General features: G+C 68.6%; 22 protein-coding genes. 12 read left to right on the plus strand and 10 right to left on the minus strand.

Going from position 1 to position 24,385, the window contains the following annotated elements; translation table 11 throughout:
* Positions 1-57 precede the first annotated feature (57 nt).
* A complete protein-coding gene (locus OG555_RS09705) occupies positions 58-522 on the minus strand; it encodes a methyltransferase family protein (protein ID WP_329482478.1) in 465 nt (154 codons plus the stop codon).
* Positions 515-994: a MarR family winged helix-turn-helix transcriptional regulator gene (locus OG555_RS09710; protein WP_329482480.1), complete on the minus strand. Its 480-nt coding sequence runs from the start codon at positions 992-994 to the stop codon at positions 515-517. Before OG555_RS09710 ends, OG555_RS09705 begins: the two co-directional genes overlap by 8 nt.
* 38 nt (positions 995-1,032) lie before the next feature.
* Here OG555_RS09710 and OG555_RS09715 point away from each other — a divergent pair, with 38 nt between their 5' ends.
* A complete protein-coding gene (locus tag OG555_RS09715) occupies positions 1,033-2,277 on the plus strand; it encodes a glycosyltransferase (RefSeq protein ID WP_329482481.1) in 1,245 nt (414 codons plus the stop codon).
* Between the two features lie 23 nt (positions 2,278-2,300).
* Here OG555_RS09715 and OG555_RS09720 read toward each other — a convergent pair whose 3' ends face one another.
* Complete coding sequence (locus OG555_RS09720; protein WP_329482482.1) at positions 2,301-3,005, minus strand: SDR family NAD(P)-dependent oxidoreductase; 705 nt, start codon at positions 3,003-3,005, stop codon at positions 2,301-2,303.
* A gap of 121 nt (positions 3,006-3,126) precedes the next feature.
* Between OG555_RS09720 and OG555_RS09725 the strand changes: the two genes are divergently transcribed.
* The 4 genes from OG555_RS09725 to OG555_RS09740 all read left to right on the plus strand — a co-directional run bounded on the left by OG555_RS09725 (position 3,127) and on the right by OG555_RS09740 (position 7,148).
* On the plus strand, positions 3,127-3,489 hold the full coding sequence (locus OG555_RS09725; protein ID WP_329482483.1) for a winged helix-turn-helix transcriptional regulator: 363 nt from the start codon (positions 3,127-3,129) through the stop codon (positions 3,487-3,489).
* 160 nt (positions 3,490-3,649) lie between these two features.
* On the plus strand, positions 3,650-6,067 hold the full coding sequence (locus OG555_RS09730) for a GH116 family glycosyl-hydrolase (RefSeq protein ID WP_329482484.1): 2,418 nt from the start codon (positions 3,650-3,652) through the stop codon (positions 6,065-6,067).
* A 30-nt stretch (positions 6,068-6,097) separates the two neighbouring features.
* Complete coding sequence (locus OG555_RS09735; protein ID WP_329482486.1) at positions 6,098-6,637, plus strand: TetR/AcrR family transcriptional regulator; 540 nt, start codon at positions 6,098-6,100, stop codon at positions 6,635-6,637.
* A 10-nt stretch (positions 6,638-6,647) separates the two neighbouring features.
* Positions 6,648-7,148: a DUF2867 domain-containing protein gene (locus OG555_RS09740; RefSeq protein WP_329482487.1), complete on the plus strand. Its 501-nt coding sequence runs from the start codon at positions 6,648-6,650 to the stop codon at positions 7,146-7,148.
* Here OG555_RS09740 and OG555_RS09745 read toward each other — a convergent pair.
* The 4 genes from OG555_RS09745 to OG555_RS09760 all read right to left on the minus strand — a co-directional run bounded on the left by OG555_RS09745 (position 7,131) and on the right by OG555_RS09760 (position 12,377).
* Positions 7,131-8,999, minus strand: coding sequence for an ABC transporter permease (locus OG555_RS09745; protein WP_329482488.1), 1,869 nt, complete (start codon positions 8,997-8,999; stop codon positions 7,131-7,133). The genes OG555_RS09740 and OG555_RS09745 overlap by 18 nt on opposite strands.
* A 74-nt stretch (positions 9,000-9,073) precedes the next feature.
* Positions 9,074-9,469: a hypothetical protein gene (locus tag OG555_RS09750; protein WP_329482489.1), complete on the minus strand. Its 396-nt coding sequence runs from the start codon at positions 9,467-9,469 to the stop codon at positions 9,074-9,076.
* A complete protein-coding gene (locus OG555_RS09755; RefSeq protein WP_329482490.1) occupies positions 9,469-11,775 on the minus strand; it encodes a CehA/McbA family metallohydrolase in 2,307 nt (768 codons plus the stop codon). Before OG555_RS09755 ends, OG555_RS09750 begins: the two co-directional genes overlap by 1 nt.
* Before the next feature lie 47 nt (positions 11,776-11,822).
* On the minus strand, positions 11,823-12,377 hold the full coding sequence (locus tag OG555_RS09760) for a TetR/AcrR family transcriptional regulator (protein ID WP_329482491.1): 555 nt from the start codon (positions 12,375-12,377) through the stop codon (positions 11,823-11,825).
* 118 nt (positions 12,378-12,495) lie between these two features.
* On the opposite strand from OG555_RS09760, the gene OG555_RS09765 reads away from it, so the two are divergent.
* Complete coding sequence (locus OG555_RS09765; RefSeq protein ID WP_329484792.1) at positions 12,496-14,979, plus strand: bifunctional FO biosynthesis protein CofGH; 2,484 nt, start codon at positions 12,496-12,498, stop codon at positions 14,977-14,979.
* Here OG555_RS09765 and OG555_RS09770 read toward each other — a convergent pair whose 3' ends face one another.
* Positions 14,980-15,291 (minus strand): hypothetical protein, encoded by a 312-nt coding sequence (locus OG555_RS09770; protein ID WP_329482492.1) that lies wholly within the window; start codon positions 15,289-15,291, stop codon positions 14,980-14,982. It lies immediately after the preceding gene.
* Between the two features lie 148 nt (positions 15,292-15,439).
* On the opposite strand from OG555_RS09770, the gene OG555_RS09775 reads away from it, so the two are divergent.
* The 4 genes from OG555_RS09775 to OG555_RS09790 all read left to right on the plus strand — a co-directional run bounded on the left by OG555_RS09775 (position 15,440) and on the right by OG555_RS09790 (position 20,267).
* Positions 15,440-17,371: a sensor histidine kinase gene (locus OG555_RS09775; RefSeq protein WP_329482493.1), complete on the plus strand. Its 1,932-nt coding sequence runs from the start codon at positions 15,440-15,442 to the stop codon at positions 17,369-17,371.
* Positions 17,359-17,997 (plus strand): response regulator transcription factor, encoded by a 639-nt coding sequence (locus OG555_RS09780; RefSeq protein ID WP_329482494.1) that lies wholly within the window; start codon positions 17,359-17,361, stop codon positions 17,995-17,997. The genes OG555_RS09775 and OG555_RS09780 overlap by 13 nt, the downstream gene beginning before the upstream one ends.
* 856 nt (positions 17,998-18,853) lie before the next feature.
* Positions 18,854-20,047, plus strand: a complete 1,194-nt coding sequence (locus OG555_RS09785; protein ID WP_329482495.1) for an MFS transporter — start codon at positions 18,854-18,856, stop codon at positions 20,045-20,047.
* Positions 20,048-20,051: 4 nt separating this feature from the next.
* The gene (locus OG555_RS09790; protein ID WP_329482496.1) at positions 20,052-20,267 is read left to right on the plus strand and encodes a hypothetical protein; all 216 of its coding nucleotides are present in this window, start codon (positions 20,052-20,054) and stop codon (positions 20,265-20,267) included.
* Between the two features lie 269 nt (positions 20,268-20,536).
* Here OG555_RS09790 and OG555_RS09795 read toward each other — a convergent pair whose 3' ends face one another.
* Together OG555_RS09795 and OG555_RS09800 are read right to left on the minus strand one after the other, a co-directional pair.
* The gene (locus OG555_RS09795; protein ID WP_329482497.1) at positions 20,537-21,157 is read right to left on the minus strand and encodes a hypothetical protein; all 621 of its coding nucleotides are present in this window, start codon (positions 21,155-21,157) and stop codon (positions 20,537-20,539) included.
* The gene (locus OG555_RS09800) at positions 21,150-23,069 is read right to left on the minus strand and encodes an acyl-CoA dehydrogenase family protein (RefSeq protein WP_329482498.1); all 1,920 of its coding nucleotides are present in this window, start codon (positions 23,067-23,069) and stop codon (positions 21,150-21,152) included. The genes OG555_RS09795 and OG555_RS09800 overlap by 8 nt, the downstream gene beginning before the upstream one ends.
* Positions 23,070-23,170: 101 nt before the next feature.
* Here OG555_RS09800 and OG555_RS09805 point away from each other — a divergent pair, with 101 nt between their 5' ends.
* Both OG555_RS09805 and modA read left to right on the plus strand, forming a co-directional pair.
* Positions 23,171-23,566: a TOBE domain-containing protein gene (locus tag OG555_RS09805; RefSeq protein ID WP_329482499.1), complete on the plus strand. Its 396-nt coding sequence runs from the start codon at positions 23,171-23,173 to the stop codon at positions 23,564-23,566.
* Complete coding sequence (modA, locus tag OG555_RS09810; protein ID WP_329482500.1) at positions 23,566-24,348, plus strand: molybdate ABC transporter substrate-binding protein; 783 nt, start codon at positions 23,566-23,568, stop codon at positions 24,346-24,348. The genes OG555_RS09805 and modA overlap by 1 nt, the downstream gene beginning before the upstream one ends.
* Positions 24,349-24,385: the final 37 nt, after the last annotated feature.

A 24,385-nucleotide genomic window follows, 5' to 3' on the forward strand; every position in this document is an offset into this window, starting at 1 on the left:
ACCATTCACCCGATCAATGAGGGAAAGCCTCCGGAGTTCTGCCCGGCCCGATCTCGCTCAGCCTCTTCCGAACCTGGGCACCCACGCGGGCACCGTCCGGCAGTACTCCTGGTACTGCCGGCCGTACCGCTCCCGCAGTACGGGCTCCTCGTAGAAGCGCACGAACGACGCCATCACGGCCCACGCGAGTACGCCGTACGCCAGCACCCACGGGTCGAGAAAGACCAGCGCCTGCCCGAGGATCGCGGTCACCACACCCACGTACATGGGGTTGCGGACGAAGCGATAGTCGCCGCCCACGACCAACTCCTCCGTCGGAGCCACCGGCGCCGGCGTGCCACGCCCTTCCCGGACGAACCGCACGAACGCCCGCAGTACGACGAACGCACCGGCCGCCACCACGACGAAGCCCGGCCAGAACCGCGGCGCCGCCCACCCACTCACCCACCACGGCACGACGCCGCCCACCACGCACGGCGCCGCGAAGAAGAACGCGGTGCTGCCCAGCGCCGCCTTAAGCATGGTTGACTCTGGCGATCACGCGGTCGGCGAGGTCGCAGAACGTTTCGAGCTCGGCCGGGCTCAGGTCCGCGAACCAGTCGTCGATCGCGGCGATGTCCCCCGCGTCCCGCTCCCGCCAGTACGAGGCACTGTTGTTAGTTGCCGACAGCAACTTGCGGCGCCGGTCCGCCGGATCCGGCTCGACCTGCAGCAACTCCTTGCGCTGCAGGGCCGCGACGATCTGGGCGACGTTCTGATGGGTGCTCCCGAGCGCGGTCGCGGCCTCCGCGAGCGACGGCTTCCCCATCGCCTTGACGGCGGTGATCAGCGCGGCCTGCTGCGTGGTGAGCCCGTCCGCACGCAGTCGCTCGTCCATCTGGTAGCGCAGTTTCTGCGCAAGCATCAGGGCGGTCCGGAACGCCCGCACCGACGGCGCCAGCTCCGAGCCCGCGCCGATCCCGAAGAGCTTCCGGCCCTTGCCCCCTGACGACATAGGCAATATATTACCTATCACTCTCCAAGGAGGCAACCGTGATCTGCCTACTGCCGCATTGCGCCTACCTGTCCGAGACCTCCCGGATGCTCGAGCTCCACCGCGCCCTCACCCAGCTCGGCATCGAGATCCGCGTCGCCACCCACGGCGGCCCCCACGAACGCCTGCTGGCCGAGGCCGGCATCGGGTACGACGTTCTCGGACCGGGACTCTCCGCCGCACGCGCGGCCGCCTTCGTCGGCTCGGCCGTCGGCCTCGGCGATCCCCGGCAGAGCATGTACGACGACGCCGAGATCCGGATGTACGTCGCGGCGGAGGCCGAGTACTTCCGGACCCAGGGGATCACGGTCGCCGTCACCGGATTCACCCTGACCACGTTGCTCTCGTCGCGATTGGCCGGCGTACGGCTGATCACGGAACACGCGGGCAGCTTCGTACCGCCGGTCTTCGAGCATCGCCTGCTACCGGCGCCGACCCGGCCGGTGGATCCACGGTTGAAGCATGCACCCGATTGGCTGGCCCGCTTCCTCGTCAATCGGACCCCCAACCGCATCACGGCGTACTGCGGCGGCTTCAACCGGGTCGCCGCGGAGCTCGGCGTAGAAGGAGTCCCGAGCCTGGCCGCTCTCCTGCTCGGCGACCTGTCCTTGGTCCCCGAGATCCCCGAAGTGCTCGGAATCTCCGCCGCCGAACTGGCCGCCTGGACACCCGGCAAGGGCAACCGAGCCGGCGCGCGTCTCGCGGCGGTCGGCCCGCTGTTCGCACAACTGGACCTCCCGATCCCAGCCAGGGTGCAGAAGTTCCTCGACCGCCCCGGCCCGACGATCTATCTCGCCATGACCTCGACCCCGCCCACCCAGGTCCGTACGGCGATCGCCGAGCTGAGCCGGCTCGACGTACGAATCCTGGTCGCCGGCACCATCCACGACCTCGGCGACCTGGCCACCGACCGAATCCTGATCGAGGGAGTCCTGCCCAGTCATCTGGTGATGCCACAGGTCGACCTGGCGATCACCACCGGCGGCCAGGGCAGCGTTCAAACTGCCATGGCCGGCGGCACCCCACTCCTCGGCATCCCCCTCCACATCGAACAGGACCTCAACGTCGCCCTGGTCGAACGCCTGGGCGCCGCCCGCCGCGCCCGCCCCGGCACGCTGGCCCCCCTGACGACCCAGATGCTCGACAACCCCACCCACGCCGAGGCCGCCGAACAAATCCAGAAGCTGTACGCCGCCGCGAACGGCCCCGCCGAAGCCGCCGCAACCATCGCCCAGGAGCTTTGAGGCCCAGGCACGTGCTGGGGCCGTCAGGCGGTCTTGTGGCGAGCACCGCCTTCGAGGTGGATCGTTTCGCCGGAGATGAAGCCGGCGCGGAGGAGCCACATCACCGTGTCGACGACATCCTCGGTCTCGCCGTGCCGTCCCACCAGAGTCCCGGCGGCGCTCTTGCTCAGCAGGCCGGCCTTCTTGTCGGCGAGCCGGTCCCACGCGCCGGAGTCCACGACCCCGGGCGAGATCGCGTTGACCCGCACCGGAGCGAGGTCCGCGGCGAGGTGGCGAGCGAGGTACTCGACCGCGCCGTTCGTCACACCCTTGACGAGCGAGCCCGGCCCCGGCCGCCACCCGACGACGCCGGAGAACAGCACGATCGACCCGGTGGGCCGCAGTACCTTCGCGAAGTGCTTCGCGACCAGCATCGGTCCGATCACCTTCGCCGTGACCGCTCCCACCAGCTTGTCGCGATCCAGTTCGACCGCACGAACATCGTGCGGCGCCGAACCGGTCGTCACGATGTGGTCGATTCCGTCGGCCAGCCGATCGGCCGCAGCCGCGATCGTCGTCTCGTCCTGCAGATCGATGTGGATCGCGGTCGCGCCGATCTCGCCGGCGAGCAACTGCGCCGCGGCCAGATCACGCGCCCCGATCACCACCTCGTACCCCTTCTCCGCCGCCCGCCGCGCCACGGCCGCCCCGAGCGCCCGTGCGCCGCCGATGACCAGGATCCGCTCCATGTGTGTCACTCCCTCTCGTAGGATCAGGTGCAACGGTATGGATTTGATACCGGTATCTTCAACGGAACTGGGGTCCCCACGGGCGTACAACGTGATGGCGGCGACCTGTCCGAGTCGCACAGTGCTCCACCGCATCGGCGCCCGGTGGACCGTGTTCGTGGTCAACGCGCTCGCCGACGGGCCGCGCCGCTTCACCGAACTGAGGTCCCACATCCAGGGCATCACTCCGAAGGTCCTGACCGAGACCCTCCGTTCCCTGGAAGCCGACGGATTGATCAGCCGGCACGAGTACGACGAGAACCCACCGCACGTCCAGTACGACCTGACGCCACTGGGTCACTCGCTCCTCGTACCGCTCCGCGCCGTACGGCTCTGGGCCGAGGAAAACGTCCCCGACATCGAAGCCCCCCGCGCCCGCCAGACCAGCCTCAGCACGAATCTCGACAGTGATGTGGTTCACCGTTCCAACGATGGAGATACATAGGTTTCCTATGTATGGAAGCCGCTGTCCCACCTGCGCATCCCGGCGAACCACTCCGCGGTCGAGGCGCAGGCACTCACCACCGCCGACGCCTGACCGATCGGTTACCCGACCCGCCGGAGATCGATTTCTCCGGCGGCCGCGGCGGTTAGGGTCGGGTCACATGACGACCTGGCCCCAGCTTCGTACGTACACCGGCCGCCACCTCCGCCGGATCGCGCTCCCGCTCGGTGGTATCGGCACCGGGACGGTCTCCCTCGGCGGCCGCGGCAACCTCCGCGACTGGGAGATCGTGAACCGCCCGGCCAAGGGCTTCCACCCCGGTACGGCGTTCTTCGCGATCCGCACCGAATCCGGCGACGGCAGCGTGACCACCCGCGCCGTCGAAGGCCCACTCGACCTGAGTGAGTACGAAGGCGCCCACGGCAGCGCCGCCCAGAACCACGGCCTCCCCCGCTTCCGCGAGGCCACCTTCAGTACGGCGTACCCGTTCGGCCGGCTCGAACTCCGCGACGACGACGTACCGGTCGAGGTGGACCTGGAGGCGTTCAACCCGCTCGTCCCCACCGACGTCGAGGCGAGCTCCTGGCCGGTCGCCGTACTGCGCTTCGTCGTGACGAACCGCGGAACCGAGCCGCTGACCGTGTCGCTGGCCGGATCGTTGCAGAACTTCATCGGCCGGGACGGCACCACAGACGTTGCTGCGGGCAACTACAACACCACCGTCACCGGCGGACCGGAAGTCCGCGCGGACGGTGTGCTGCTGCGCAGCCGCGAGGTCGATCCCGCCGCGGAGCAGTACGGCTCGATCGCGCTGGCAGTGCTCGACGGCCAGGATGTGAGCCGCCGGACCGGCTGGGCGGATCGCACCTGGGGCGCCAGCCTGCTCGACTTCTGGGACGACTTCAGCGCTGATGGCCGGCTCGACGAGCGTACGAGCGAGTCCGCGACCCCGATCGCGTCGGTGGCCGACCGCCGTACCGTCGCCGCGGGCGCGACCGAGCGCTTCACCTTCCTCCTGGGCTGGCACTTCCCGAACCGGCGCGCCTGGGAGAAACCCGCCATCGTCGGCAACTACTACACGACGCTGATCGACGACGTCTGGACCATGCTCTGCCGCTTCGCAGCGCAGCTCGACGAGCTGGAACGTCGTACCGTCGCCTTCGTCACGGACTTCCTCGGCAGCGACCTGCCCGCGCAGGTTCACGAGGCCGCGCTGTTCAACCTGAGCACGTTGCGGACCCAGACGGTCTTCCGGACCCCGGACGGGCGGTTCTTCGGATGGGAAGGATGTTCCGACCACGAAGGCAGCTGCTTCGGCAGTTGCACGCATGTGTGGAACTACGAGCAAGCCACACCCTTCCTCTTCGGTCAGATCGCGCGCTCGATGCGTGAGGTCGAGTTCGCCCACGCGACAGATGATCAAGGGCTGATGAGCTTCCGGGTCGGCCTCCCCCTCGAGACCAGCGCGACCGACTGGCGAGTCGCCGCCGCCGATGGTCAGCTCGGGTGCCTGATCAAGCTGTATCGCGACTGGCGGCTCAGCGGCGATGACGAGCTGCTGCGTTCGCTGTGGCCCGCGGCCCGGCGGGCGCTCGAGTTCTGCTGGATCCCCGGCGGGTGGGATGCCGACCGTGACGGCGTGATGGAGGGCTGCCAGCACAACACGATGGACGTCGAGTACTACGGACCCAACCCGCAGATGCAGTCCTGGTACCTGGCGGCCCTGCGCGCGGGTGAGGAGATGGCCGGCTACCTCGGCGTCGACGACCTCGCGACGGAGTGCCGCAAGCTCTTCGACAACGGCAGTGCGTGGATGGACGAGCACCTGTTCAACGGCGAGTACTACCGGCACGAGATCCGCCCGCCGGTGTCCGCGGACGACATCGCACCCGGCCTCCGCGAACGGATGGGCGCCGCGGATCCGACCCATCCCGTGCTGCAACTGGGCGACGGCTGCCTCGTCGATCAACTGGTCGGGCAGCACCTCGCTCGGCTGACCCAACTCGGCACCCTGCTCGATCCGGACCGGGTCGTGACGACGTTGCGCAGCATCCTGAAGCACAACGGGCTTTCCGGGTTCTCCGGGCATTTCAACCACATGCGCAGTTACGTGCTGGGCGACGAGTCCGCCGTCCTGATGTGCAGCTATCCGCGCGGCAACCGGCCCGAGCGGCCGTTCCCGTACTTCAGCGAGGTGATGACCGGGTTCGAGCACATCCTCGCGGTCGGCCTGATCGCGGAAGGCCTGGTCGACGAGGGGCTGACGGTGATCGCCGACATCCGGGCCCGGTACGACGGGGAGCGGCGCAACCCGTTCGACGAGGCGGAGTGCGGTCACCACTACGCGCGGGCGATGGCGAGCTGGGGTGCGGTGATCGCGCTGACCGGCTTCGACTACGACGGACGGACCGGGGTGATGCGGTTCGCGCCGCGGACTCCCGGCGTACGACGGATCTTCTGGTCGACGGGCGACGCGTTCGGCACCTTCGACACGGTCGAGCGAACGCTCCACGTCCGCGAAGGCGACCTGTACCTCACCTCGGTCGAACTCTTCGGCGAGAAGGTCACCCTGGATTGACCATACCAAACGGTATGGTATGTTTCCGGCATGGTGACCCGGACGGAATGGCTGGACGCCGGCCTCGAGCTGCTGGCGGACGAAGGTGCGCCGGCGGTGACGATCGAGCGGCTGACCGGGAAGCTCGGTGTCACCAAGGGCTCGTACTACCACCACTTCAAGGGCGCCGCCGGCTACCGGACGGCGCTCCTGGAGTACTTCGAGGCGCAGTTCACCACCCGGCTGATCGACGCGGTCGAGCGTCAGCCCGACGCGGAGCCGGCGGCGAAGCTGCAGCACCTCCTGCGCTTCGTGATGTCGGACCCGGACAGTGCCGGTCTCGAGATCGCCGTACGGGCGTGGGCCCTCCAGGATCCCGAAGTACGGGCTGCGCAGGAGCGGGTGGACCGGGCGCGGACGGCGTACCTGAAGGAGCTGTGCCACGGAGTGAAGGCCGACCTGGATCCGGACCGGTTCGCGCAACTGCTCTATCTGATCCTGATCGGCGCCGAGCAGGTGCTGCCGCCCATCGCCAAGGACGACCTGCGCGACATCTACGCACTGACCCTGCGTCTCGCGTCCATCGACTAGAGGAGTCGCCATGCCGACCCGCACCGACTTGCCTGAGCTGGATGACCTACTGCCCATCGTCGACGTGATCGATGTGAAGACCGCTCGCGGTGCCGTGTCACTGCGCGAGTTCACCGCCGGCGCACTCGGCCATGGACCGCTGTGGATCAAGGCATTGTTCGGTGTCCGGATACTGCTGGCCTGGGCGCTCCGGCTGGAGACCGCCGTCCCCGACTCGTTTCGACTGCGGCCGGAGACGGTGAGTTTCACCCCGGGTGATCCCGCCTCGTTCTTCACCGTCGTGCGCGGCGAGGAAGATCACTACTTGTTGCTGAAGGTCTCCGACAACCATCTGGTCGCCTGGCTGGCGATCATCACGGACAACGGACGGCCAGCGGAATTCAAGGTCGTCACGCTGGTCAAGTACCTGCGACCCGTCGGGCGCTTCTACTACAACCTGATCCGCCCGTTCCACCACCTGGTCCTGCTCAGCATGTGCCGGGCCGGCGAGACGTCATTCGCGAGCCGCTAGCAACGACACCGGCTGCGGCCTCGTCGCCTGGTGCGCGGTGAACGCCGCGGCCGCACCGACGACGATGAGCGCCGCGCCGAAGATCAGGCCGAGCAAGCGCCAGGGAATCGCCAACGCTGCAAGGCCGTACGGGCCAGCGGCGATGCCGGCCAGCGCGGCTGCGGCGACCAGAGATCCGAGGAGTACGCCGACGATCACGACGGTTGCAGACTCGATGAGAGCAACCGTGACGACCTGTGCGCGAGTCAGCCCGGCCATCCGGGCCAGCGCGAACTCCCGTCGCCGGTCGGCCGTCGACATCACCACCGCGTTGACCACGGCAACAGCCGCGAAGATCCCGGCCAGCCCCATCAGCGCGGCGAACAGACCGGAGTTGCTCCGCTGCTGCGCCGCGCCACGATCTTCGGCCCACTCTCCGACCGTCTGCACTTTGCCGTCGAACCCGGCCGCCACCCGGCTCGGTTCGATGCCCGGTGCAACCTTCACCAACGTCTCGGTCCGGCCGCCTGCGGGCAGCAGGGTCCTGGGGATGAAGAAGTTCTCGCTGACGTCGAGCGTCTCCGGCATGATCGCGACGACCTTGGCGACAACAGTTCTATTGCCTAAGGCAATCTTCAGCGTTGATCCGAGTTTGTAGCCCTCGGCCGCCATTCCGGGACCGATGGCAATCGTCCGGCCGGTCAGCCGATCCAGCGAGCCCGTGCGCGGCCGCAGCTTGTGGGTTTGCAGGTACGCCGCCGGATCGATCCCGATCCCCTCCGAGTACACCGTCGTCCTGCCCCGGGTGACAGTGATCGGTACGGCGGTCTGTCGCGACGCGACCGCAATGTCCGGCCCGCGTTGTATCGCGTGATCGACGACCAGGTCCGCGGTGATGAGTCGCTCCTGCTCCACCCCGACCGCCTTCGCCAACGATCCGAACGTCCCCCACAACCCGACCACGAGTCCGACCAGCACGATCAACGGCGCCGCCGTTGCCGAGCTTCGCCGTACCGCATGGAGGACTCCCGCCCGGGCGAGGTCGGCGATCAGGTTGCCGCGCAGGACGGCCGCGGGCAGGCGACCGGCCAGCGGTACGACGATCGGGCTGAGCTGACTGAGGGCGACCGATCCAGTGATCATCACGACCAGACCGATCATCAGCGCCGCGACCAGATCACGCGCGGCCTGCGCGGCGATCACCAGCATTACCGTGCAGAACCCGGCCGACAGCCCCCAGAACCATCGCCAGCCGGTCATCACCCGCTGCGCGGCACGGCTCTCGGTGAGCGCTTCGAGCGCGCTGATCCGAGACGCCCGCCAGGCTGCCGCGAGTACTCCGGCCAGCGCCGTGCTCACGCCGACGATCATCGCCGCCCACACCGCCCCCTGATCCCACGGCGCATCGAACCAGGACGGCAGCATCCCAAGCTTGATCAGCAGCCACGACTGCGCCCAGGTCCCCAGCAGTCCGAGCGGCGCACCGACCACAGTCCCGATCAGGCCCAGCAGTCCGGCCTCCGTCACCAGCATCAGACACAGGTAGCCACGCTGTGCGCCGACCAGCCGCAGCAGGCCCAGCTCCCGCCGCCGCTGCACGACCGTGAAGCCGAATGTCGTACTGACGATGAAGACTGTCAGAAACACCGCGAGCATCACCGACATCCCCAGCAGCGTCGCGGCTCCGACGTACCCTTCACGCACCCGGGCGCGGTCGTACGGCGACAGTCCGGCAGGCAGCGCTGGTCGATCGGTGGCCGCGAGCATCTGCAGGCCTGACTGCACCAGGCCCACGCCGAGCGCGACCGCCGCTACCGCGCCCGCGAATAGATGCCATCTCGTCCGCACCGCACCCACAGACAACCTCAGCATCCTCCTACCCAACAGGTAGAAGCTCCTGGTCGCCCTGGCTCAGGCACCCCAGCGCGGGTAGCTTCCGCGCTACCTCATGCGCGGGCCGACAGCAGCAGATTGACGGTGCTGTGGTTGGCGAGACCACCAAGCGCGCCGAGAGCGCGGAAGGTCAGGGTCACGTCCACAACGGTGGGCGCGTCGAGCCGGACCCGGAAGGCCGTCTCCTGGCGATGCTCACCGGTCAGTTCGTGAGCCGGCAGCTCGAGTCGGAGCCCGCTGACCGGCTCCGCTTCGATGGCCAACGGGCCGGTGACGAAGCCGTCGTTGACGACCGTCACGGCGAGCGTGTGCCATTCACCTGGCGTCAAGGTGCCGATCGGCGCGCCGCTGCGGGCGACGTTGACCCGCGCCTCCGGGTTGATGGTCACCGCCAGCGGCGCGTCGGTCTCGACCGGCCCGCAACAGCCGATTGCAGGTGCGTGGTGCATCAGTCGGCCTCGCATTCTTCTCGCCTCGACAGGTAGCTTGCCTGCGCCTCGTCGTACGCCTGCCGCGCGGCATCCCGCTCGCTCTCCCGGATGAACCCCGACTTCACCTTCCACAGTTGGTCGACGGAGTCGTGCAGCCATTGAGCGCTGCGGCGTGAGGCCCGGATCGGCCGGCCGTCGACCTCGACGAAGATCGGCTGGGTGTGCACGCTGCGCAGGATCCGCAGCGCAAGCCAGGACGAGCGCTCGACCGTCACGTCGAACGCGATCTCCTGCTCGGTGCCATCGGCAACCAGCTCCTGCGACGCAACCACGACACCGTTCAGCACGACCTCGACCTCGACAGCGCGGGACGTGCCGATCCGGGACCGCTCGAGATGCCAGCCGACTGGAGCGCTGTAGACGGGACGCCCGGCCGGCGGTGGAGGCGGCTGCTCAGGCAGCCAGGCGGCGACCGTCGCGCTGACCCGCACCGGGCCGGACGTGTCGAGCGACTGCTCGCGGCTGACGTCACCGTCGACGGCCAGGTCGAACACGTGACTGCGACCGTCACCGAAGTACGACGCACTCTCCCGCAGACCGCTGGTCCATGCCTCGATCGCCTGCGGACCGGCCGGCGGTTCGGCCAGTCGGACGTACGTACGCCCGACTCCCGGGCCCTCGTCGTACATGCACGGATAGTCGGTCTCGCCGAGCATGAGGGTGCGGTAGCCGACGCTGAGCAGGTGGTACCAGATGTTCAGCTCCGCCGCGGGCGCGAACTGGCCGCCGCACTGGAAGTCGGCGGCCCCGTGAGGTACGTCGACGATGATCTCGTTGGAGCCGATGCCCTGGAACGACGGCACGATGTAGTTGGGCAGCTCCTCGGTGCCGACCGACAGACCGACTCCACAGTGCGCGTACCCGACCAGTGCGTTCTGCTCCTTCGCCCAGCGCAGGACCGGCAGGTTCCACGACGGCCAGTCCTCGATCAGACTGGTTCCCGGGTAGTCCTGGTCGGTGAGCCCGAGCAGGATCAAGTGACCGGAATGGCTGGACGGGAACCCGGACACCTCGACGTCGTACCGCAACGCGCTCTCGGCATCGCGGTCCGTCGGCTGTGGAGTCCACGTCATGCCCTGTGCGGCTTGCATCGCCGGATATTCCAGCTCAGCCGGCGGACTGATCGACTCACCGCTGAAGAACTGTTTCTGGTGGTAGTAGCACGGCGCCCAGGTGAGCACGCTGCCGAGCCAGAGGCCTTCCCCGCGGACATGCCGGATCATCGTTTCGGGCGTGACGCCCTCGCTCGGGACGTTGTAGTGCGAGCAGCCGCCGGCGTGGATGTGCGGGTCGCCCGAGTAGTAGCCGTGGCCGGCCGGATCGACCCAGCGGTCGAGGGTGATCGGAACCGTCTCGGTTCCCGCGTCGACGTCAGCCTCGAGCAATACCTGTCGATACTCGGGCCCGCGGATCGCCGAGACCTCGTACCGCCCCTCGGGCAGCCGGATCATTTCGCCGGTCGCGCGGTAGACGTGCTCGTGGAAGAACATGTCCGGCGCCAGCCGCATCGCCTTGGACGGGTACGAGCGTCCCTGCGCGTCGCGAACCGTGATCGCGGCCATGCAGCTCCGGCCGTCGGGCTCACGGATGTCCAGCCGGATGTCGCGCGCCGGTGCACAGTCGAAATCGAACGACGCGGCGTACTCGCGCAACTCGAAGTTCGTCCGGAAGCCGGCGAACCCCAGTGGCGACCGGCTCAGGCTGTGGTGGTTGTGCTCGTCCGCGGCGAAGAGCGACACGCCACCCGACTGGACGCCGCCTTCGCGGCTGTACAGGCTGATGACCTTGTACTCGACCTCGAGGCCGGACAGCTCTTTCGGTGCGGCGATGGCCGCGTCCAGCCAGGCGTCCTTGATCCGTGGAACGACGGTCAGCGTGTCGTGCAACGCGATCCGCGCGGAGTGGCTCTGGTAGTCGATCACGCCGTACACGCCGCCGGGCGACGCGCTCAAGGTGGCGGCGATCCGGTGCGGGTTCGCCACCCGCACGAGGAAACTGCGCCAGCCATGCTGGACCAGTCGCGGCGGCGCGGCGCCCGGTGCACAAACAGCGATCCCCTGCTCGTCGATCGACACGTCCACCAAGACGTACGGCCGCAGCAAGGTCTCGAGCTGGCTGCGCCGCTCCGCCTCGCTCAGCGAGCTGCTCTCCAGCTTGAACAGTTGGGTGACCACATCGGCGGGCAGTGGATCGCCGAGATCTTGCAGTTTTCGTACGGCGCGGACAGCCGACGCGAACAGTGGCTGAACTGCGGGGTCAGACACCCGGACCTCCCGATGGCGAGTTCCTTCGCGACCCTACCCGGCACCGCCTACCTCAGCACCTCCAATAAAGCGGCGAGGTCCGCACGGTCCACCTGTCGGCTACCGATCAGTGCCTGCATCAGCAGACCGTCCAGCGCCGCAACCAGGAGCCGCGCCTTCTGCGGATCGGCGGTGAAGGCCCGGGCGATCTCGGTCAACGGCTCCAACCAGGCCTGGGCGACGTCGCGGAGCTCCGGACGGCGAGCGGCGTACAGATAGAGCTCGTACAACGCGAGCGTCCGGCCGCGCCGCCGTACGACGCTGTGCTCGATCAACCGCGCCAGCTCGTCCGCCGGCCGCGCCCCCAGCTCACTCCCCCAGCCGTGCAGCTCGGCGGCGAGATCCTCGGCCGCCCACCCCAGCGCCGCGACCAGCAGCTCGTCGAGCGTCGCGAAGTGATACGTGATCGACGCGACCGACACATCCGCCGTCGCGGCCACCGCGCGATGGCTCACACCTGCGACCCCGTCGCGCTCGATCACGGTCAGCGTCGCCCGCAGCAGTTCGCTCCGCCGCTGCTCACCGCGCATCCGGCGACCGTCCACAGCCCTCCTGACCTGCACGAACAGCAAACTATCAGGACGTCTGTACGGATTGTTTTTGGTCCCGGGAATCGCGGGAACGGACGGTTTCCGGCGCCTAGGCTCGGATGACGTGACAACCAACGACATCAGTACGGCGATGCGCCGCGCCCTGAAGCGTGCGGACGACGGCAAGACCCTCGACCCGGCGGAGGTGGAGGTGCTGCTCGGCGCGAGCGGCGACGCGCTGACCACCTTGATGGCGACCGCGGCCCGCGTCCGGGACCAGGGCCTGGCCGACGCCGGCCGCCCCGGCATCGTGACGTACTCGAAGAAGGTCTTCATCCCACTGACCCGGTTGTGCCGGGACCGCTGTCACTACTGCACGTTCGCGACCACGCCGGGGCGGGTGCACGCGCCGTACCTCTCGCCGGACGAGGTGCTGGAGATCGCGCGGCAGGGCGCCGCACTCGGCTGCAAGGAGGCGCTGTTCACCCTCGGCGACGCTCCCGAGGACCGCTGGGAGGCGGCGCGGCAGTGGCTGGAGGAGGCCGGGTACGACAGCACGCTCGACTACGTGCGGGCGATGGCGATCCGGGTCCTGGAGGAGACCGGGCTGCTGCCGCACCTCAACCCCGGGGTGATGTCGTGGCAGGACCTGCAGCGCTTGAAGCCGGTCGCGCCGAGCATGGGGATGATGCTGGAGACCACGTCCCGGCGGCTGTTCGAGGAGAAGGGGCAGCCGCACTTCGGCTCACCCGACAAGGACCCGGCCATCCGACTGCGAGTGCTGGAGGACGCCGGGCGGTCGAACGTACCGTTCACGACCGGTCTGCTGATCGGGATCGGTGAGTCGTTGGAGGAGCGGGCGGACTCGATCTTCGCGTTGCGCAAGATCGCCCGGCAGTACAACGGGATCCAGGAAGTGATCATCCAGGGGTTCCGGGTGAAGCCGGACACGGCGATGCGCAACGACGCCGACGTACCGCTGGACGAATGGCTGGCCGCGATCGCCGTCACCCGCGTCGTGCTCGGGCCGCGCGTCCGGGTGCAGGCGCCGCCGAACCTGGTCGACCTGGCCGAGTGCCGGGCTCTGCTCGACGCGGGCGTGGACGACTTCGGCGGGGTGTCGCCACTGACGCCCGACCACGTGAACCCGGAACGCCCATGGCCGCAGATCGACGACCTGGCGAAGGTCACGGCGGACGCCGGCTTCACGCTGCGCGAACGTCTCACCGCCCACCCCGAATACCTTCGCGAGCCCTGGCTGGACCCCCGCCTGATCTCCCACGTCGAGGCGTTGGTCGACCCGGTGAGTGGGCTGGCCAACGAGGCTGCTCTGCCGACGGGCCTGCCGTGGCAGGAGCCGGATGGTGGGTGGGACAGCGTCGGGCGCACCGACCTGCACACCGCGATCGACACCGAGGGACGGCGTACCGAGACCCGCTCCGACTTCGACGCGGCGTACGGCGACTGGGACGTCCTCCGCGAAGACGTCGCTCATCGGTCCGCACCAGAGCGTGTCGAAGGTGATGTGAAGGTCGCGCTCGCCGCTGCTGAGCGGGATCCGGCCGGGCTGTCGGATGCGCAGGCCCTGACGTTGATGACGGCAACGGGTCCGGCGCTGGACGCATTGGCTGCTTTTGCGGATGAGTTGCGCAAGGCAACGGTTGGGGACGACGTCACGTACGTGGTCAACCGCAACATCAACTTCACCAACGTCTGCTACACCGGCTGCCGGTTCTGTGCGTTCGCGCAGCGGCGGACCGACGCCGACGCCTACTCGCTGTCGATGGACGAGGTAGGCCAGCGCGCCGAGGAAGCCTGGGTGATCGGCGCGACCGAGGTGTGCATGCAAGGCGGTATCCACCCCGACCTGCCGGGTACGGCGTACGCCGATCTCGTCCGCGCGGTCAAGGACCGGGTGCCGGACATGCACGTGCACGCGTACTCGCCGATGGAGATCGTCAACGGCTCGGTCCGCACCGGGCTGTCGATCGAGGACTTCCTGATCTCGGTGAAGGAGGCCGGCCTGGACAGCATCCCCGGCACCGCGGCGGAGATCCTCGACGACGACGTGCGCTGGATCCTCACCAAGGGAAAGTTGCCCACGGCAAGCTGGATCGAGGTGATCAGCACCGCGCACAAGGTCGGCCTGCCCTCCAGTTCGACGATGATGTACGGCCACGTCGACGCACCGCACCACTGGGTGCAGCACCTGCGTACGATCGCCGCCGTCCAGGACCGGACGGGCGGATTCACCGAGTTCGTCCTGCTGCCGTTCATCCACCAGAACTCGCCGATCTACCTGGCCGGCGTCGCCCGCCCGGGACCGACGTACGACGAGAACCGCGCGGTGCACGCGATGGCGCGGATCATGCTGCACGGGCGGATCGACAACATCCAGTGCTCCTGGGTCAAGCTCGGCGTCGACGGCTGCGTCGCGGTCCTGAACGGCGGCGTCAATGACATCGGCGGCACCCTGATGGAGGAGACCATCAGCCGGATGGCCGGCTCCAAGCACGGCTCCCGCAAGTCCATCGAGGAGCTGACCGCCATGGCCACCGCCGCCGGCCGCCCGGCCCGCCAGCGCACCACGACGTACGGCGAGGTCCCGGCCCGTCCGTCCTTGGAGCTGGCCTGATCAACGGGTTGCCTCGAGGTCCACAGCGTTGGTGCGGCTGCGGCGCTTCGTGCCGAGGCGGTGGCCCAAGGTGATCAGCAGGAAGCCGACGAGGTAGATGGCGCCGGTGACGGCGAGGTAGCTGAGCGGAAGCTTGTCCGGATCCGCGCTGAAAGCGGTGTGGTTGTCGCCGACCCAGGCGCGCAACAAGTAGAGCGTCTGGAAGGTGAACGAGTAGCCGAAGATCGCGATGTAGGCGACGTACGCCGCGAGCCGGTTGCGCAGGAAGAAGCCGAGCGGGAAGGCGAACAGTACGGTGACGATGGCAACCATGGGGATCCCCTCCTGGAAGAATTGACACCATCACCGTCCCGCTCGGTCCGGCCTCCGCACATCGGTGCTGTCGCCGGAACCGGCTCGCGGCTGGCGCTTGCGTGCTGGCACTGGTGCGAAACCAGTCGCCCGCCGTCATCATGAGGTTGTGTTGCAGCCACGGCGTCTGGTCGCCGCCGCGACGACGGTGTTCGCAGCGGCTGCCGCGCTGCGGGCAGTGCTCGCCTACGGCCCGGCGTCGATCGGCAGCCCGGCCGACTGGCCGGTCACGACCGGTCTGTTGTTGCCCTCTCTCGTACTCGGCTGGCTCGTGGTCGCCAGAGCGCCGTCAAGCCCTATCGGCCCCGCGCTGGCACTGACTGCCACCGCTCCGGCTGTCGTCTTCAGCATCGAAGACTGGGGAGCGACGTACCGAATCAGCACCCCATGGCCGGCCGCTCGGGTGGTCGAGATCGTCGCGGCCGGCGCCTGGCCGTGGCTGTTCCTCGGCTTCGTGACCTTGGTGCTGCTCTTCCCGGACGGCCTGCTGCCCGGTCGTCGCTGGCGGGCGATCTGGGCGATGGTTCCGGTCGCGGCCGCACTCGTGAACTTCGTGATCTCCACGGATCCCGCGACCTTCGCCGACGGCGGTCTCGGCGAACCTCCATTCGTCACGCCCGAGCCCTTCCATTCGATCGTGATCGTCGTCGTGTTCGCGTTCTTCGTGGCCGTCCTGCTGGCCGCTGCGTCGAGCCTGGTCGTCCGGTACCGGCGCGGCGACAAGCTGATCCGGCTGCGGTTGCGCTGGCTGACCGCCGCCGCTTTGGCTGTGCCAATCCTGCTCGCGGCAAGCTGGCTGGGGATCGCCCTCGGGGCGCCGGCCGATGTCGCCTACGGCGGGTTCCTGATCGCGATGCTCGTCCTGGTCCCGGCCGCGATCGCGGTGTCGATCCTTCGCCACGATCTGTTCGACATCGACCGGCTGCTCGGGAGCACGCTGAGCTGGGTCGTCACCACGCTGATCTCGGCGGCGATCTTCGCCGCGGTGGTTCTTGCTGTCGGCAACTTCTTCCCGGACCGCGTCGGCGTCACCACAGCCGCCTTCGTCACCGCGCTGGCCCTGTTGCCGCTGCAGCACTGGATCCACAGCTCGGTCGGCCGCTTCGTCGATCCCGACCGGACCGTGGCGCTGGCCAGGATCCGCGCCTTCGTCCGGCGGGTTCGCGACGGCGAGGCCGAGCCCGAACAGATCGAGACCGTACTGCGCGACGCCCTCGACGACCCGTCGTTACGCGTCCTCCTCCACCGGCCGGGTGACCAACCCGAGATCCCCGACGGCGCGATCCCGTTGCAGACCGGCGATGCCGTCGTCGGCGCCTTGGTTCTCGGTACGACGTCCGCCCGCCGGATCCGGCGGGCGCGGGAAGCCGTTGTCGAGGCGCGACTGCCGATCGAGGTCAGCCGGCTGCGTCTCGAACTCCGGGAGGCTCTCGCCGAGGTCCGCGCCAGCCGAGCCCGGCTGATGGACGAGGTGAACGCCGAACGGCACCGGCTGGAGCGGGACCTCCACGACGGGGCGCAGCAACAACTGATCGCGATCGGAATGCGACTGCGGTCCCTGCAGTATCAGCTCGAGCCCAGCATCGCGGCGTACCAGGAGATCGACGAAGTGGTCGAGACGGTGGAGGCGATCGTGGCCGAGTTGCGGCGGATCGCGCACGGCGTCCGCCCGAGCCGCCTCGACGACGGACTCGCAGTCGCGCTGCGCCGCCTCGTCGCCGACAGCACACTGCCGGTCGACCTCGTCGTACCCGACCTGGAGGTAGGCGAGAGCGCAGCGACCGCGGTCTACTTCACCGTGGGCGAGGCGATCGCGAACGCGCTCAAGCACGCCGGCGCCACCCGGATCTCGATCGAGGTCGGCCTGTCCGACCAGGTGCTGCGGGCGGTCGTCCGCGACGATGGCGTGGGCGGGGCGAAGGATGGATTCGGCTTGACGTCGTTGCGGGACCGAGTGGCGTCGGTCGGTGGGGAGTTCACCGTCGAGAGTCCGCCCGGAGCCGGGACCGCGATCAGGGTGGAGATTCCGTGCGCATCGTGATCGGCGAGGATTCCGCCTTGTTTCGTGAGGGTCTGAGCCGGCTGCTGACCGAGAACGGCCACGAGATCGCCGGTACGGCGGCCGACGCCGACGGACTGGTCGAGGTGGTCCGCGCGGTCGATCCCGAGCTGACGATCATCGACGTACGGATGCCGCCGACGATGACGGACGACGGCGCGCGAGCGGCGAAGATCCTGCGCGACGATGCGCCGGACCGGCCGATCCTGATGCTGTCGCAACATGTCGAGACGCGGCACGTGGTCGATCTGGTCGGGACCGGGGCGTTCGGGTATCTGCTGAAGGATCGGGTCCTGCGGGTCGCCGATTTCCTCGACGCGATGCGCCGGGTCGCGGACGGCGGGTCCGCGCTCGACCCGGCGATCGTCGCGGCCCTCGTGACGCCGACCCGGGTGAACGATCCACTGGCGGCGTTGTCGGCCCGCGAACGCGAGGTCCTCCGACTCGTCGCGGAGGGCCGGTCGAACAGCGCGATCGCGGCCGAACTGGTCCTCGCCGAACGCACGGTCGAGACGCACATGCGCAGCATCTTCCAGAAGCTCCGGATCGACGACACTCCCGACAGCCACCGGCGGGTGCTCGCCGTACTCACCCATCTGACCGGGTGACGCCGACCGTGCCGGGCGCCGGTCGCCACCTCACTGGCGACCGGCTGCCCTAGCGGCACGGCCGGCGTCCTGCTGTTGCCCGAGGGCAGTCGGCCCGAAGGCGGGCGGGCCCGATGCCTCATTCCGTGACCGGCAGGGGAGGTACAGTCCGGTCGCGGACGGGAGTACTTCGGGAACCACCTGGAGCCTGTGTCAGCGACCCGTCCGCCGCCGACAACAGAACGTTGTCATGGGCCGCGATCCCCGGGAATCCCCCCGATCAAACATTTGCATTGCCTTTGAACAAGGCAACTCTCCGTAGACAGCTCTTCACTTTCCGTACAACCGTTGCCTTCCGCAACAACCACCACCTCCGGCCCAGTCCGAAACCACACCACCTGCAACTCCCCCCACAAGCCGCACCCGGACTCACACGAACCGCACCTGTGCTGACGCCAGTCGCTCGGAGATTCGTGGTGGTTGGTGGCCACTGGCCCTTTCTGGCTCATCGACACCACAACAGTTGCGCTGATCGCATCAGCGATCTGGTTCGGAGGTCTACGTCTACGACCCACTCACCGGGAAGGACGTCGCCGGACGTCCTGAAAGCAACCGGCCGTCGCATTTGCGTTGCGGCGACAGTCGTCAGGCTGTTAGCGTCGGTGCCGCATCGCTTGGACCCGCATTGGCCAGGCCCTGAGGTTTGTTGTTCCGCCTGGCGATCAGGGGCGGCGGTGAGGACGCGTGTCCCGTCCTCCCGCAGTTCTGGACGTCCCCGGCGGGCCACGGGTCGCACCATTCATCACATCCCAGCGGGATGTCAGGCGCCGGCGACCCCGCCGTGGTCCGCCTCGCCAGGCGGCGACGAAGGACTCTCATGTCGTCCGCCGCTACTGGCTACCGCTCACTGCTGCGCATCCCCGGTGCCGCAGCCTTCTTCCTGACCGCCGCCGTTGGTCGCGTCGGCATCGCCATGACCGGCCTCGGCCTGGTCTGGCTGGTCCACGACCGCATCGGCTCCTACGGCACCGCCGGTCTCGCCACGGCCGGCTTCTCCCTGGCCGAAGCCCTAATCGGCCCGCAGTTGGCCCGCCTCGTGGACCGATTCCGTCAGACCCGGGTGCTGCCGTTCTGCCTGCTCGCCCACGGCACCGCAATGGCCGTCGTCCTCACGTCGACCGCACCAACCGCGTTGATCGTCTCCGCGACGTGCGCCGGAGCGGCGGTGCCTCAACTCGGCGCGCTCTCGGCCGCCCGCTGGGCGCACCTGCTGCGCGAAACCCGGGCCGACGACCTACCAACCGCCTTCTCGCTCGAGTCGCTCGCGAACGCGACCGCGTTCCTGGTCGGCCCGGTCCTGGTCGCCGGCCTCGGCGCCGCCGGTGACCCGGCGGTCGCGACCATCATCGCGGCGGCCCTGATCCTCGGCGGAGGAGGTGGCCTCGCGGCCCAAGGTCGTACGGCGCCTCGCCCTGCCCGTCGGCTCAGCGAGCGTGACACCGGACGCACGCTGCTGCGCCTCGACTTCGTCCTGATCGCGATGCTCAACCTCGCGATCGGCCTGTACTTCGGCACGATGGGCGTCTCGGTCAGTGCCTTCGCCGTCAGCAGCGGCACGCCAGACGCGGCCGCTCTGATCATCGCCGCCTCAAGTCTGAGCGGCCTACTCGCCGGCTGGCTCTATGGCCTCCGCCGGCACCGCATGCCGGCACACCGCCAACTGATCATCGCGACCGCTTATCTCACCGGCACCGCACTCCTGCTTCCGCTGGCACCATCGGCACTCTGGCTAGGCGCGGCCGTCGTCATCACGGAGGCCGCGATCCCACCCACACTCGTCCTCCTCAACGTGCTCACCGAGCGAACCGTCCACCCAACGGTCCTCACCCAAGCGTTCACCTGGAACAACTCCACCAGCGCCGCCGGCTCCGCCCTGGCAGCCTCCATCGCCGGCCACACCGCCGACCACCTGGGCCCCTCCACCGCCCTGGCCCTCGCGCCCACCGCCGGCCTCACCCTTCTCACCCTCGCGATCACCCTCAAGATCCGGCACCGGTCGCGGAGACGCTGAGTTCGTGAAGCGACCGAATCCGCCGTACGCCGGCGTCCGCGTGTACGTCGTACCGATCAACCAGCAGAGCAGCGCTGGGGGCGCGATTGCCGGCCAGGTCGTGTCTGCCATCTTCACGGGTGTCCGTGAGGAGAAGCGACTCAGGTGGGAAGGAGAGCAGAGAGCTTGGGAGCGGCGGCAGGTCGTCGAATCGGAGTGCGGGAGCGATTCCGTCGATTGATGATCGTCACGTCTGATGGGGCCGGGCACGAGGTCAGCCTGACCGTGGACTGGATCAGCCGCCGTGCTCTGATGGCGATCCTCGCTGAGGCTGGGACTAGAGAACCAGGCGTCGACTTCGACGCCTTCCGCTCGAACTTGGCGGCGCGGTGGCACTTGCGGCTGGCCGAGCAGGACAGAGGCTGGCCGGGCCAGCCTGATCTGGGTGCTTCGGCAGCGGATTGCTGCTGACTACGCCGACGCGGACGAGCCTGACCGGATCGGTCCTGGCTAGTACGGGTAGGTGTCGTCGCGGCGGGTCGGGTCGAGGTCCCACAGGGAGAACTCGACGATCCGGTGGGACTCCTCCCCGCCGGCCGGGATCAGCCCGAACGAGTCGTACTCCTTCGACCCCATCCCGTCGAGGTAACACAGCAGCTCGAACGCCGACTGCGCGTCCTCGATGTCGTCGATCACCTCGTCGTTCTGCGCCTCGTCGGCCCGGCTCCGGACGTACTGCACGAACGCGTCCGGATCCGTCACCACATAGTCGTACCGCGCCTGATAGCTGACCCGGACCCCGTTCTCCGGCAGCAGCGGCTCCTCCAGCTCCTCGAGATCGTCCACACCCTCCACGATCTCCCGGTAGTCCGCGGGGTCGTCGAAGTCGTCCGGCCCGAGCGGGAGGTCGTCCAGCTCGTCGGGGTCGTACGAGTCGATCCCGAGGAAGATGTCACCCCAGCCCCGTTCATGGACGGCGTCCGCGAGCGCCCGGGCCTGGACCCGGACGTTCTCAATCGCGCCGGTGGCCCGCAGGTCGTGCAGGTCCAGAGCGTCGGCCTGCTCCAGCAACACCCGGGCGAGTTCGCGGGCGGCCTCGGCGGCCGACGCGGGTTCGATCGACTCACTCATGCTGCGACGGTACAACCATCGGCACCTCCACCGCCCCGCCCGGTATACCGAACGCGTCGACGAGCTCGACAGCGGCGGGCCGGACGGCGGCGCACAACTCGTTCACGAGCGCCGTGATCGCCTTCGACCGCCCCGGCGACAGCCGCCCGTGCTCCAGGTACCAGGCCCGCTCAGCCTCGATCGTCGTCAGCGCGTGCAGGTCGTAGACGTCCTTCAACAGCTCACGACTCTCCTCCGGCGCGTCCAGTACGGCGCCCTGGAACGCCTCGATCACAATCCTGTCCACATGCGCCCGGCCGGCCGCGATCACGTGGTCCTGGCACCGGTTGAACACCTCGAACGGCTCGTCGCCCGCATCGATGCCCGCCTTCAGCCGCCGCGCGACCCCGGACAACATGTGCTCCTCCCGGAACCGCAGCAGCCCCGAGTGGTACGCGTCGTCCCGCAACCCCGCGTCCGGATCGGCCGCGTCACTCCGATTCGGTACGACGTCCCGCAGCCGCTCGATCAGCGGTCGCAGGGCCGCCTTCTCGACCGCGATCTCCACCGCCTGCGCCGCGATGAACCGGGCCGTGCCGAGCGGGTCCAGCTTCCCGAACGACTCCCGGTAGTCCGTCAGTAGACCCTTCGCCACCAACTGCAGCAGGACGGTGTTGTCCCCCTCGAAGGTGGTGAACACATCGGTGTCCGCCTTCAACGTCGCCAGCCGGTTCTCCGCGAGGTAACCGGCACCGCCACACGCCTCGCGGCACATCTGGATCGTCTCGGTCGCGTGCCACGTCCCGAGCGCCTTCGTCCCGGCCGCCTGCGCCTCCAACGCCCGCCGGTCGTGCTCGGTGCCGTCTTCCCCGAACACCCGCACGAACTCGTCCACCAACTCACCCTGCGCGAAGTGCAAGGCATAGGTCCGCGCAAGCAACGGCAACAACCGTCGCTGGTGCATCCGGTAGTCCAGTAGCAACGCCTCCTCCGCGCTCCCCGGCGCACCGAACTGCCGGCGCTGAGCGCCGTACTTGATCGCGATCGTCAACGCGACCTTGCTCGCGTTGATCGCCGCACCGCCGACCGACACCCGCCCCTGCACCAGCGTCCCGAGCATGGTGAAGAACCGGCGGTCCGGATTCTGGATCTCACTCTGATAGTTGCCATCGGCATCAACCTGGGCGTAGCGGTCCAGTAACGCATCCCGCGGCACCCGGACCTGGTCGAACACGATCCGCCCGTTGTCCACCCCGTTCAGTCCCAGCTTCGGGCCGCAGTCGGACAGCGTCACCCCGGGCATCGCCGTACCGTCGTCTGTCCGGATCGGGACCAGCAGGCAATGCACCCCATGACTCTCACCGCCGACCACGAGTTGCGCGAACACCGCCGCCATCCGCCCGTGCCGCGCCGCGTTGCCGATGTAGTCCTTCCGCGCCGCCGCGGTCGGGGTATGGACGACGAACTCCCCGGCCGAGGCGTCGTACGTCGCCGTCGTACCGAGCGCCTGGACGTTCGACCCGTGGCCGGTCTCGGTCATCGCGAAGCAGCCGAGCAACCGGCCACCGACCGCGTCGGCGAGATACCGCTCATGGTGCTTCTCGGTCCCCAGATGCAGGATCGCGCCGGCGAACAGGCCGAACTGCACCCCCGCCTTCACCATCAGCGAGAGGTCCCCGAAGGCCAGCATCTCGAACCCGGCGATGAACCCGCCGAGATCGCCCTCGCCGCCGTACTCCTTCGGGAAGCCGCGCGCCGGGTGCCCGTCGGCCGTGATCTGCTGCAGCAGGTCGAGCACCTTGTCGCGGTACTCGTCCCGCGGCAGGCGCACGGCCAGGTCGAACAGCTCCGCATCCGCCAGCCCTGCGCGCACCACGTCGCGCGCCGCCTTGTGCGGCCCGTCCAGGTAGTCCCGCAACCCCGATGTCCTCATGCCTTTAACTTATGCGGATTGGCAGACACTTTCCGTCACCGGTCGGTGACTGTGGAAAAGGTCAGGCAACAATCCGCATCTGCGGCAGTATGCTGTCTACCGTGCCGAACTTGCGGATCACTGAGGCGGCAGCGCTCCTGGGAGTCAGCGACGACACGGTCCGTCGCTGGGTCGACCAGGGCCGGCTGCCGTCAGTCCAGGACAGCGGCCGGATGGCGATCGACGGGCAAGCGCTCGCCCGATTCGCCCAAGAGCTGGCCGAGTCGCCGGAGCCGGGGAACACCACCGCCGCATCGGCTCGCAACCGGATGCGGGGTATCGTCACCCGCGTCATCAAGGACGGTGTGATGGCCCAGGTCGAGCTGCAGGCTGGGCCGTTCCGCGTCGTGTCGCTGATGAGTCGCGAGGCCGCCGACGAGCTCGGTCTGGAGCCCGGTGTGGTCGCCGTCGCGTCGATCAAGTCCACCCATGTCGTCGTCGAGATCCCGGAGGCCTGATGTTCCGTCGTCCCGCGCTCGCCGCACTCGCCGCCGTTGCAGCGCTCACCTTCGCCGGCTGTGGTGACGACACTCCGGCGGCGTCCTCGCCGTCGGGCAGCAGCAGTACGCCGGCTCTGTCCGGGACCGTCAACGTCTTCGCGGCGGCCTCCCTGACCGGGACGTTCACCCAGCTGGGCAAGGACTTCGAGGCGGCCCACCCCGGCGTGAAGGTGACCTTCAACTTCGCCGGAAGCTCGGCGCTTGCGCAGCAGATCAATCAGGGTGCCCCCGCGGATGTGTTCGCCTCGGCCTCGCCGAAGAACATGGACCAGGTGACGGACAAGAACACTCCGACGGTGTTCGTGACGAACACGCTGGAGATCGCCGTACCGAAGGGGAACCCGGGCAAGGTCACCGGGCTGCAGGACTTCGCCGACAAGGACAAGAAGATCGCGATCTGCGCGGTACAGGTGCCGTGTGGCGCGGCGGCCGACACGGTGTTCAAGGCGGCCGGGATCACGCCGCAGCCGGACAGCCTCGAGCAGGACGTGAAGGCCGTGCTGACCAAGGTCGGCCTCGGCGAGGTCGACGCCGGCCTCGTCTACAAGACCGACGTACTGTCGGCGAAGGACAAGGTCGAGGGCATCGAGTTCCCCGAAGCGAACAAAGCGATCAACGAGTACCCGATCGCGACGCTGACCAAGGCTCCGAACCCTGACGGCGCCAAGGCGTTCGTCGCCTACGTGCTGTCCGACCAGGGCAAGGCGGTCATGACCGCCGCCGGTTTCAGCGCGCCGTAGGCCGTAGTAGTTTCGACGCACCGTGAGTCGTCGCAGC

Origin of the sequence: Kribbella sp. NBC_01484 (assembly GCF_036227145.1) — a bacterium.
Classification (GTDB): Bacteria; Actinomycetota; Actinomycetes; order Propionibacteriales; family Kribbellaceae; genus Kribbella.